The sequence below is a fragment of the Rahnella sp. CG8 genome (genome assembly GCF_023701875.1).
In the GTDB taxonomy this organism is placed as follows: Bacteria; Pseudomonadota; Gammaproteobacteria; order Enterobacterales; family Enterobacteriaceae; genus Rahnella; species Rahnella aceris.
Genome location: NZ_JABAED010000027.1, coordinates 14,134 through 24,936, shown reverse-complemented (window position 1 = coordinate 24,936; position 10,803 = coordinate 14,134). Strand labels below are relative to the sequence as shown.

The 10,803-nt window shown below is 47.9% G+C and carries 15 protein-coding genes; 7 read left to right on the top strand and 8 right to left on the bottom strand.

Annotation, left to right across the window (positions count from 1 at the left end; genetic code table 11):
* Positions 1-38 precede the first annotated feature (38 nt).
* The 5 genes from manX (at position 39) to mntP (ending at position 4,091) form a co-directional block, all read left to right on the top strand.
* Positions 39-1,001, top strand: coding sequence for a PTS mannose transporter subunit IIAB (gene manX / locus HGO41_RS20755; RefSeq protein ID WP_112152149.1), 963 nt, complete (start codon positions 39-41; stop codon positions 999-1,001).
* A gap of 90 nt (positions 1,002-1,091) precedes the next feature.
* Positions 1,092-1,889, top strand: coding sequence for a PTS mannose/fructose/sorbose transporter subunit IIC (locus HGO41_RS20750; protein WP_013576191.1), 798 nt, complete (start codon positions 1,092-1,094; stop codon positions 1,887-1,889).
* An 11-nt stretch (positions 1,890-1,900) separates the two neighbouring features.
* Positions 1,901-2,743: a PTS mannose transporter subunit IID gene (locus HGO41_RS20745; RefSeq protein ID WP_013576192.1), complete on the top strand. Its 843-nt coding sequence runs from the start codon at positions 1,901-1,903 to the stop codon at positions 2,741-2,743.
* Positions 2,744-2,849: 106 nt separating this feature from the next.
* A complete protein-coding gene (locus HGO41_RS20740; RefSeq protein WP_013576193.1) occupies positions 2,850-3,308 on the top strand; it encodes a DUF986 family protein in 459 nt (152 codons plus the stop codon).
* A gap of 210 nt (positions 3,309-3,518) precedes the next feature.
* Positions 3,519-4,091 carry a manganese efflux pump MntP gene (mntP, locus tag HGO41_RS20735; protein ID WP_250981350.1) on the top strand — a complete coding sequence of 191 codons (573 nt, stop codon included), beginning with the start codon at positions 3,519-3,521 and terminating at the stop codon, positions 4,089-4,091.
* Here the strand turns inward: mntP and rlmA are convergent.
* Entirely contained in the window at positions 4,083-4,904 is an 822-nt protein-coding gene (gene rlmA, locus HGO41_RS20730) for a 23S rRNA (guanine(745)-N(1))-methyltransferase (protein ID WP_112152148.1), read from the bottom strand. The genes mntP and rlmA overlap by 9 nt on opposite strands.
* Before the next feature lie 146 nt (positions 4,905-5,050).
* Between rlmA and pgeF the strand changes: the two genes are divergently transcribed.
* Positions 5,051-5,752, top strand: coding sequence for a peptidoglycan editing factor PgeF (pgeF, locus tag HGO41_RS20725; RefSeq protein WP_013576196.1), 702 nt, complete (start codon positions 5,051-5,053; stop codon positions 5,750-5,752).
* 59 nt (positions 5,753-5,811) lie between these two features.
* Here pgeF and cspE read toward each other — a convergent pair whose 3' ends face one another.
* The 3 genes from cspE to HGO41_RS20710 form a co-directional block, all read right to left on the bottom strand.
* A complete protein-coding gene (cspE, locus tag HGO41_RS20720) occupies positions 5,812-6,021 on the bottom strand; it encodes a transcription antiterminator/RNA stability regulator CspE (protein WP_002221949.1) in 210 nt (69 codons plus the stop codon).
* A 41-nt stretch (positions 6,022-6,062) separates the two neighbouring features.
* Positions 6,063-6,179: a DUF2627 domain-containing protein gene (locus tag HGO41_RS20715; protein WP_071823629.1), complete on the bottom strand. Its 117-nt coding sequence runs from the start codon at positions 6,177-6,179 to the stop codon at positions 6,063-6,065.
* A gap of 1,123 nt (positions 6,180-7,302) precedes the next feature.
* A complete protein-coding gene (locus tag HGO41_RS20710; protein ID WP_013576197.1) occupies positions 7,303-8,292 on the bottom strand; it encodes an MBL fold metallo-hydrolase in 990 nt (329 codons plus the stop codon).
* A 187-nt stretch (positions 8,293-8,479) separates the two neighbouring features.
* On the opposite strand from HGO41_RS20710, the gene HGO41_RS20705 reads away from it, so the two are divergent.
* Positions 8,480-8,770, top strand: a complete 291-nt coding sequence (locus tag HGO41_RS20705) for a hypothetical protein (protein WP_250981349.1) — start codon at positions 8,480-8,482, stop codon at positions 8,768-8,770.
* A 60-nt stretch (positions 8,771-8,830) separates the two neighbouring features.
* Here HGO41_RS20705 and HGO41_RS20700 read toward each other — a convergent pair whose 3' ends face one another.
* From HGO41_RS20700 to mgrB, 4 genes are all read right to left on the bottom strand, one after another.
* Positions 8,831-9,067 (bottom strand): DUF4060 family protein, encoded by a 237-nt coding sequence (locus HGO41_RS20700; RefSeq protein ID WP_013576199.1) that lies wholly within the window; start codon positions 9,065-9,067, stop codon positions 8,831-8,833.
* Positions 9,068-9,202: 135 nt separating this feature from the next.
* Positions 9,203-9,505 (bottom strand): phage protein NinX family protein, encoded by a 303-nt coding sequence (locus tag HGO41_RS20695; RefSeq protein WP_013576200.1) that lies wholly within the window; start codon positions 9,503-9,505, stop codon positions 9,203-9,205.
* Positions 9,506-9,654: 149 nt separating this feature from the next.
* Positions 9,655-9,927, bottom strand: a complete 273-nt coding sequence (locus tag HGO41_RS20690; RefSeq protein WP_013576201.1) for a YebO family protein — start codon at positions 9,925-9,927, stop codon at positions 9,655-9,657.
* A gap of 144 nt (positions 9,928-10,071) precedes the next feature.
* Positions 10,072-10,197: a PhoP/PhoQ regulatory lipoprotein MgrB gene (mgrB, locus tag HGO41_RS25955; protein WP_462139293.1), complete on the bottom strand. Its 126-nt coding sequence runs from the start codon at positions 10,195-10,197 to the stop codon at positions 10,072-10,074.
* Positions 10,198-10,803 lie beyond the last annotated feature (606 nt).

The following is a 10,803-nucleotide window of genomic DNA, read 5'->3' as shown; positions in this document are numbered from 1 at the left end:
GCATAACTCTTTCCCAGAGTTAACAGAGGAGGTAGCGAGTGAGTATTGCTATTATCATCGGCACGCACGGGTCAGCAGCTGAGCAATTGCTGAAAACAGCGGAAATGATTTTAGGTGAACAGGATAATGTCGCCTTTATTGATTTCGTTCCCGGCGAAAACGCCGAAACCCTGATCGAAAAGTACACGGCTAAGTTGGGTGGTTTAGACACCAGCAGCGGCGTCCTTTTCCTGGTCGACACCTGGGGTGGCAGCCCGTTCAATGCCGCCAGCCGTATTGTTGTCGATAAGGAAAATTACGAAGTTGTCACCGGTGTTAACATCCCGATGCTGGCAGAGACTTTCATGGCACGTGATGACAATCCTGCTTTCGCAGAACTGGTTGCCATTGCAGTGGAGACGGGTCGTATCGGCGTAAAAGCGCTGAAAACCCCTGAACCTGCCGCTCAAGCCCCTGCCGCCGCCCCTGCGCCAAAAGCAGCCGCCCCGGCGAAACCTGCCGGTCCGAACGACCATATGAAGATCGGCCTTGCCCGAATCGATGACCGTTTGATCCATGGCCAGGTCGCGACCCGCTGGACCAAAGAAACCAACGTGACACGCATTATTGTTGTCAGCGACGAAGTGGCTGCCGATACCGTGCGTAAAACGTTGCTGACTCAGGTTGCTCCTCCTGGTGTTACCGCACACGTTGTTGACGTTGCGAAAGCCATTCGTGTCTGGGATAACCCAAAATACGCGGGCGATCGCGTCATGTTCCTGTTCACTAACCCGACTGACGTTCTGCGTCTGGTTGAGGGTGGCGTGAAAATTACCTCCGTAAACATTGGTGGTATGGCTTTCCGCCAGGGTAAAACTCAGGTGAATAACGCCGTGTCTGTCGATGAAAAAGATATCGAAGCATTCAGGAAACTGAATGAAAAAGGTATCGAACTTGAAGTGCGTAAAGTCTCTACTGACTCCCGCCTCAAGATGATGGATCTCATTAATAAAATGAATTAATAAGCGCCCCGTTGTTGGCAGATTCCCTCAACGTTATCTGTCTGGTGTGCCTGTTTATACTCAGCGTCCTTTGGTCATAGGAGAAGTGCAATGGAGATCACCACACTACAAATTGTGCTGATATTTATTGTCGCATGTATTGCCGGGATGGGTTCGATCCTGGATGAATTTCAGTTTCACCGTCCGTTAGTCGCCTGTACTTTGATCGGTTTTGTTCTTGGTGATGTAAAAACCGGGATCATCATCGGGGGTACTCTGGAAATGATCGCGCTTGGCTGGATGAACATCGGTGCTGCTGTTGCGCCAGATGCTGCCCTCGCCTCTATCATTTCTACCATTCTGGTTATCGCAGGCGGTCAGTCTGTCGGTGCCGGTATCGCACTGGCGATACCGCTGGCAGCAGCAGGTCAGGTATTAACCATCATCGTTCGTACCATCACCGTCGCCTTCCAGCACGCAGCGGATAAAGCGGCTGAAAAAGGGAATCTGAGCGCGATTAGCTGGATCCACGTTTCAGCGTTGATCCTGCAGGCAATGCGTATTGCCATCCCTGCTGTGATTGTTGCTGTGTCTGTGGGTACTGCTATTGTTCATGACTTACTGGCTTCAATCCCTGAAGTGGTTACCAACGGTCTGAACATCGCTGGTGGTATGATCGTCGTCGTGGGTTACGCCATGGTCATCAACATGATGCGTGCTGGCTATCTGATGCCGTTCTTCTACCTCGGTTTCGTTACTGCTGCATTCACCAACTTCAACCTGGTTGCACTGGGTGTGATTGGTGTGGTGATGGCTGTTCTTTACATCCAGTTGAGCCCGAAATACAACAAGTCTGCGCAAGCGGCGGCTGCACCGGGTGTTAACGATCTCGACAACGAATTGGATTAAGGGTGAAGGACATGGTTGATCAAACTGCAGTTAAAAAACTCACGGCCAGCGATATTCGCGGTGTGTTTATACGCTCCAACCTTTTCCAGGGGTCATGGAACTTCGAACGTATGCAGGCTCTGGGCTTCTGCTTCTGTATGGTGCCTGCAATCCGTCGTCTCTACCCTGAAAATAACGACGATCGCAAAGCGGCTATCAAACGCCACCTGGAATTCTTTAATACCCATCCTTACGTTGCGGCTCCGGTTCTGGGTGTGACGCTGGCGATGGAAGAACAGCGTGCCAATGGCGCACCTATCGACGACGCGGCCATCAACGGCCTGAAAGTCGGTCTGATGGGACCTCTGGCCGGTGTGGGTGACCCGATCTTCTGGGGTACTGTGCGTCCGGTGTTTGCTGCATTGGGTGCGGGTATTGCGATGACCGGCAGCTTGCTGGGTCCGTTGCTGTTCTTTGTTCTGTTTAACCTTGTACGCCTGCTGACCCGCTACTACGGCGTGTCTTATGGCTACAAAAAAGGTGTCGATATCGTTAACGATATGGGCGGCGGCTTCCTGCAAAAACTGACCGAGGGGGCGTCAATTCTCGGCCTCTTTGTCATGGGGGCCCTGGTTAACAAATGGACACACGTTAACATTCCGCTAGTCGTGTCGAAAATCACCGACCAGACGGGCCATACCACCGTCACGACTGTCCAGACTATTCTGGACCAGCTGATGCCGGGTCTGGTGCCATTACTGCTGACCTTCGGTTGTATGTGGCTGTTGCGGAAGAAAGTGAATGCGTTGTGGATCATCGTTGGCTTCTTCGCCATCGGTATCTTCGGTTACTGGATTGGCCTGCTAGGTCTCTGATAACCTTCAAAGCCGGGGAAATCTTTCCCCGGCTTTTTTGTTTCTGCTATTGATCTCTTTGTCATTTTTACTTTGCTTTGCCTGATGGCTGTTAGCTGGAGTTTTCATGTCTGTAACCGATATCGTCCTCGCCCTTTTCACTCTCCTGTTGCTTGCCTACGCCATCTATGACGAATTCATCATGGGTACACGCAAGGGTAAAACTCGCCTGCGGGTCAACCTGCGCCGCCGTAACAGACTCGATTCGATTATCTTTATCGGTCTTCTGGCTATTCTTCTTTATAATAATATCCATGCGAATGGCACCGTTATTACCAATTATTTACTGATCGGCCTGGGGCTGATTGCTTTTTATCTCTCTTTTATCCGCTGGCCAAAAATGCTCTTCAAAGAGGAGGGTTTTTATTTCGCCAACACTTTCATCACCTACGATCGGATCCGCAGTATGAATCTTTCTGAAGACGGTATTCTGGTATTTGAATTAGAACAGAAAAAGTTATTAATTCGCGTAAACGAACTGGATGATCTTGAAAGAATATATAAAATTATGGTTAATAATCAATAAGTTGAATTTAGACCATGAGTTATCAGTTATAGCATGGTGCATATTCCCCAGAATTTAACTTAACCTTACAAATAACAATGTTGATAAATACTTTGTCAACAATATTGTTACTCCCCAATATACGGCATTATTTAAAACCCCATTTTATTTGGTGTTGTCCCGAATAAAAATAGTGTGGTAAGGTTGCGCCGTCATTTGGGGGCTATTCTCGTGAACTTATCCGCTACGCTTATTCTTGCATTTGGCATGTCCATGGACGCCTTCGCCGCATCAATTGGCAAAGGCGCCAGCCTTCATCGTCCTTGCTTTCGCGAGGCCTTCCGCACGGGTTTTATTTTCGGCGTCATAGAAGCCATAACGCCACTGATTGGCTGGTATCTGGGCTTATTTGCCAGCCAGTACATCATGCAGTGGAGCCAGTGGGTCGCGTTTACCCTGCTGTTTATTCTGGGCGCGCGCATGATCATCGAAGGGCTAAAAAATAAGCCGGAAGATAACCTGACAAGGGCAACCCGTCACGGGTTCTGGATCCTGGCTGCAACGGCTATCGGCACCAGCCTTGATGCTCTGGCGATCGGCGTCGGTTTAGCTTTTCTTGAAGTGAACATCATCCTTACCGCGCTGCTCATCGGTATGGCGACCATGGTGATGTCAACGCTCGGGATAATGGTCGGGCGTTTTATCGGCCCGCTGTTAGGCAAATGGGCCGAAGTTTTAGGAGGTACGGTTCTGATAGGAATTGGGTCGAGCATCCTGCTGGAGCATCTGGGTTATTTACGCTGACGCACGCTGATGTATCCTGATGAGGAAGTCTGTCTCGCATTCAAAGGCTGTCTGAGCCTTTAAGTTGGCCATCACTTCTTCTGTCGCCCGCCATGCAAATGGCGTCATCTGCAATAAATCAAACGCCTGCTCTCCGGAAAGCATCATGTCATAGGCGAGCGCTTCCGTACTTATCCGGTCAAAACCTTCCAGCTGCTCATCGAGATCAGCATGCAGTTGTACATCCTGGTATATCAACCCTTTCAGCTGATATAAATGACGTGGTCCCGGTGCCACCGTAACCACCAGGCCGCCCGGTTTTATCGCCCGGTACAATTCCTGCGCCTTACAGGGTGCATAAATACGAATGACCGCATCCAGTGAACCCTCAGCAAAAGGTAAGCGATGGCTGGAAGCCACACAAAATGACACATCGCGATAACGTTTGGATGCATAACGGATGGCCACTTTCGAGACATCCAGCCCAAACACTTTCAGCGCACGTTTTTGTGTGAGCCTCTCAGCGAATGCGGCGGTGTAGTACCCTTCCCCGCAGCCAATATCCAGCAATGTGTCCGCCGTTTGCGCGATGACGTCGTCCAGAATATCTGTCAGACGGTCACGCAAAGGCTGGTAATGGCCTGCATCAAGAAAAGCACGACGCGATATCATCATTTCCGGGCTGTCACCCGGCTGCTTTGAGCGTTTGTGCTGTACGGGCATCAGATTGACATACCCCTCTTTCGCGTTATCAAACTGATGGTTGGCGGGACAACACCATTGCTGACCGGCCAGCGTAAGCGGCTGGAAACAAAGCGGGCACTGATAAGTCATGCGGAAAACCTGCAAGAAAAGTCTGAGGGGGCGAAAATTCGCAATAGTGTTAAGTCTAAAGAAGGTGCTCAGGGGTTGCAACTGCTGGAAAATCCCGCTCAAAGGCGGCTACACTGGTTGCATCACATTTTCTAACGAGACACAAGATGAGTGACCACTCAGCTTTACTCAGTCAAATCCCCGGTATTGTGCATGGCTTCGGCGATAAACAGGCGTTGCTGCCTGAACATCTGCAAAGCTATGAAGCGACCTGTCCCGGAAAAAAACAGGTACACGGCACACGGATTGTCGATGTGACAGTCGCAGGCCAGGAATGCGGTGAGGCGGATGGCTTCATCACCGCTATGCCGGGCATTCTTCTTGCCGTTTTCACTGCAGACTGCTTACCGGTAATTTTCTGTCGCAAAGATGGCAGAGAAGTTGCGGCAGTGCACGCAGGCTGGCGCGGGCTGATTGACGGCATTCTGGAGCAAATGGCACAGCGGATTAATCAGTCGGGTGATACTTCTGACTGGTTTGTGTCTGTCGGCCCGTCCGCAGGAGCCTGCTGTTATGAAGTCAGTCAGGAACTGATTGATACTTTTCTGCAACGTCTCGATTTACCCCCTGCACTCATCTCACCAAGCCACCGCCATCTTGATCTGGTTGCCATTGCTGAAGCCAAATTGCGGGCGTTAGGATTTGCAGGCGTTGATCGCGCAGGCCGTTGCACGATTTGCTCGCCCGATGCAGCCGGAACCGGATTCAGGTACACGAGTTTTCGCCGTAACAGCCATCAGCGGGCGCAGGACCCGACACACCCGGGTATCAGCGGACGTAACCAGCAATCAGGGATCATGATCCTCTGAGCCTGAACGGCTGACACAAAAAAACCCGCCTTGGCGGGTTTTTTTACAGCTAACGCTGCTTAGATTGCAGTTACGTTAACTGCTGACGGGCCTTTCTGGCCGTCTTGGATTTCGAACTCTACGTTCTGGCCTTCAGCCAGAGTTTTGAAGCCGTTACCCTGGATTGCAGAGAAGTGTACGAACACATCTTTGCTGCCGTCAGCAGGAGTAATGAAACCGAAACCTTTAGACTCGTTGAACCACTTAACTTGACCTTTGATCTTTGCCATCTTGAGTATTTCCTTTGGATTGTTTAAACCGCCCAGCGGCGTTACATAGACAAACTAGAGTCGTTACTGCTTGAGGCACTAAGATTAGAATCGGCAGAGAAGCGGTATTCAACGTGAACGTCTTTACTCAGAACTTCTATACTGAAAATGCCACACATATACAGAACTGTACCTCGTTTTACCCAGATGCGTTATCACATACTCTGAATTCGATGGCAAGCCATTTTTAATCAGTGATGGACATGTCGCACATATTTGAGCCGGTTAAAGGCACTTCGTGTTCAGTTAAGCTGAAATATGTTGATAGACATGCTTTTTTCTGCTTTGCAGTTTTACCTGCATATCAAACAAAACAATAACGACCTGTTTCGATTATTGATCATTTAATGCAGAACCGTAAGCGTAAAACACACCTTTATTTGAATTTTTATTGCGGGAGCCAGCTAAAACTCTCCGCTTCTGTGCCCATTCGGCACCGCTTTACAGGCCTTACAGCGTGAGATCAGGTCCCGTGACAGCGCATCACACGGCGTTTGCGGCACTTGTGCAACAGAACGGGTATATGCACAACGTCAGTGCCTCCCAATATGACTGGTTATGCAATAATCAATTACGCCATAGACGGATAAAATGGTGCAAAACAAACAGTGAAAATCAATAAATGCACCTTAACTGTGCGCCTGTACTTCCTGCCTGATAATAGCCCAAACCCAACCGGCTTCAGGCAAAATGAATTCCAAATTACGACACCCGGTAATGACTATTTTTTATCGTGGTGATTTTGACAATATAATGAATTAAAGTTTGCGAGTTGGTTAAAACAACATAACAGTTTGCCAATACTCCCGGCCGCCTTATTCAAATACTAAATATCCATATGAAAAACTAATATTAATTACCGTGATCAAAATCCCATATCAGCTTTCTATTCATACTCAGATCACGCTAAAATCGTCTCATTACCTGCCAGAAGCCAACCACGATAGTCTGACAGACAACCCGTCTGCGTTGCAGGCAGGCGAAGCGCAGTTCAATGCCCTGTTTAGCAACAAAAAAATCCATTTTTTCTGACAAAAAGAAGTCTCTCCGCGCTTACAAAAAACATTCTGTTTTGATAAAGATGAATTGAGCAGGTAATTAATCTATCTGACCTAATAATTAACATTCACATAACACACACGAAGTGTAAGTGTTATAAAAAATGTCACCCAACTGATAATACTTCTCATTTCATAGGTGAAGTAGCTACTTATATATTCCCAATACCGGTGGAAATGATATTCAATCTTTAGAAATGCTTGCGCCAATTTTTAATGGTTTAAATTCCATTTCAGGCGATTCACTTTGACTTATGGCTTCCGCTAATTCAATCAATGGCTGATCCAGTGATTCATCGGCTAATTCAAAAACCCCCCAATGAATGGGAACCGCCTTTTTACAACACAGCTCAGTAAACACAGCCACTGCCTGTTGCGGGTCCATATGTTGCGCACGCATGAACCATCTTGGTGCATAGGCGCCGACAGGAATTGCGGCTAAATCGAAAGGTCCCAGACGTTGTCCAATTATTTCAAACTGATTGCTGTACCCGCTGTCGCCGGAAAAAAAGAACCGCAAACCGGGATGGCTGACCACCCATCCACACCAGAGAGACCGGTTTCGATCCCATAATGTCCGCATACTCCAGTGGCGCGCCGGCACAGCTGAAAACTTCAGCTCACCAAACTGCTGCTCATCCCACCAGTCGAGTTCCTCGATGTATCGTGCCCCGCGCCGCTCCAGCCAACGCTTTATGCCCAAAGGCACCATAAATTGCACTTCCGGGAAACGTCGCAATAGCTTGCGGACCGTCGCGCTGTCGAGATGGTCATAATGATTGTGGGATAACAGAACAACATCAATCGGTGGAAGTTCTTCTACCGTCACAGCAACCGGCGTTTTTCGCTCAGGCCCATAGAAACTGAATGGCGAAGCACGATGAGACAATGCAGGATCCATCAGGATATAGCGCCCGGCAACACGCAGCAATAAACAGGCATGTCCTAAAAACCATAAACGATCATCAGACCCGCTGAAGTCGGCAGCCTGCCACCACTGGCTGACAAAATGTTCGTAACCTTTCGCCGGAGGCGCAGGCAGGCGAAGTTCCTTGCGCTCTTTCCTCCAGCGCTTGAGATCACCCTCCTGCCGGTCATGGGGTTCGGCATTGGTAAAACCATCCGGTGTGTGATGTGTTTTTGACGGGTCGTAAAAGGGATTTTTACCTGACATAAGGCTCCATGAGATCACTATTTTATCGGCGGCAGCGTAAAGCCATGAGGCAGATTAATTAGCATACTTATTGAGCGCACTACAGATCGAAAGTGAAAAATTATGTGGCAGTTCAGCCACTACGTGGGGTTAAGGAAATCTTAATAACTTCATGTTTAACTGATGATGTTCAAAAAGGAGATTATTTATGACCAGGAACACAACAAAAGACCGCAAAACCTTTGCGTCAAGGCTGACCCATATTATGCAGATCCAGGCGCAATATGGACGTTTATGGCTGCGTTCCCGCTTTCGCCGGATGACCGTTCCGACCTCAGTAAAGATTTTCCTTCTCGCCCTGCTGGGGCTGACGGCGTTAGCCATCACCGGAACATTGCTGTTGACCCTCGATGTCATCGCACTGATGCTATCTGTTATGAAACGGCCTTTTCAGCGGGGTAACCTCCGGCAGCGTTATCTGATGAGAAAGCCTGTATAACGAAAAACCGTGGCGGATATCTCCGGCACGGTTTGAAGTTACAGAAATGCTTTCCGATTATCAGGCAGGCATACCACAAAGTTTGGTGAGATTTCTGGCACCGATCATGAGGGTGGCAACATAGGATTGTCTGCGGGTCACAACTTCGACCGCAACACGCGCATCTTTATATTTGATGAGATAGGTGGAAGGCCAGCCCTGCCGGCGTTTGCCGTAGGCTTTTTCATGACTGTCGATAGCTGCATGAGCAACCACCAGATGGGAGAGAGTTTTATCACCTTTAATGATGCGCTTCATAATGGACTCCGCCTTAGACACAACTGTCAAAATGAGGAAACATTAATCACTTGATACGCATCGCTTTATGCGACGCTTATTCGAATCACTTCTTTGCAAAACTTTGTCACTATCTGAGTATCTCTGCGCTTTTGTTTATACGCAAGTCTTACTAAGCAGGAAACATACCATAGCGGCACGAAGGGGACGTTTGCTTTGCGCCTGCCATTGGCCTTGAGGACTGCTGATTTCAGCAAGCCAGAGAGGATTGCTTTGCAACTCTTTAAAATTAATGCTGATTTTGTTGGCGCAAATGATCGGCCACGCATCGGAGGGGTTGTTGCAATAATCTTTGCCTTTCATTCCGCCATAGGGATACCACTTCTCAGGTTCCTCTCCGGTCAGTAAGGCTATGTTGTGGTTCACTTCACTGTCGTTTTCTTCAGACCATTTGATCATCAGTTATTCCATCCTGCAGGGCACATGCGTGGAGACTACCGGAGGAATAAGACAGTTTTATGAAGGAAGATCAGAGAGGAAGAGAAGGAAAGATATGCACGCCGCGTATCAACGAAAAACCCGCCGGAAGGCGGGTTAACAAAACAACATTATCTTTCAGGAATAAAACCACGCAGGCTGAGCGCAGAGTCATCGTCTGCCTCAACAGAAGACACATTGCCCTTTGCCTGTGCAGCCAGAATTTTAAGTAATTCGGTCTGCTGGCGTTGCTGCTCAGCGATCTCCTGTAACAGAGCAATCTGTTCATTTGCCCTGACACTGGCACGGCTAACGAAAAACCATACCAACAGAAATAACAGTGCTGAAAGTGCACACAGCACCAATGAGGCCAGGCTGTTTTGGCCCATTGCGAAATCAAACATTGACTACCCTACCACTGAATGTTCAGAGCGTTCATCTTACCATCCCCGACAGGCCAGGGAAGCTATTCGCAAAAAAACAGGGTTTTCTTACTCCCCCGCAATCAGCGCAAGCATTGAGCAAAAAGACATTCAGGCAGGCATCCGCTAAAAAGGAATGAATGAGGTGATGGCACATACGCCCAGATCAAAGTTGCCCCCCTGATCACAGTAACTGTTTAACGCCAGCAGATACAGGCCGATGCAGATGAGCAGAAAAAGAACGAACGTAATGATCCTTCGGACATTGAAAACAGGCTTTTTCAATTTAATGGCAGGTCTCTTTTGGTTTAAAAAGCGTCTATCAGGGCTCAAAGGCGACGTCCGGCATTTGACTGAACAGAAGGACATAGTACGACGAATATCCTAAACAACGATATAACGAAAGTACGGCTTTTACACGTGATACAACGTGTAATAATCACCTACGTAAATCAAACAATAAAATGTATAAACTTTATCTATAAATAGCAGGTAATGCTTGTTTGATCCTGGTCAAGCAAAGTAATGTTTACTCCGCTGCATTTCTGATAACTCTCATACAATAATTTCTATAAAATAGACATTTTAATAAAAACCATAACCCTGTTTATTAAGAAAGGAACAGAACGTGAAATAATGCATTAATTCTCGCAAGGCTCATGACAGAAACCTGACTCCTGTTTCGGGTGCTGACAAGATAAGCGGGATTACGCCTTGCGTTATATCCACAAGGCCGGAGGAACGCAAGCCTAATAGCAGTAAAATTATATAATGACTTTATAAGTATTATTCAGAAACCGTTAAAGAAATTACTTTCATTATGGTTGCCAAATAAATCCAATAATATTACTCCCGCCG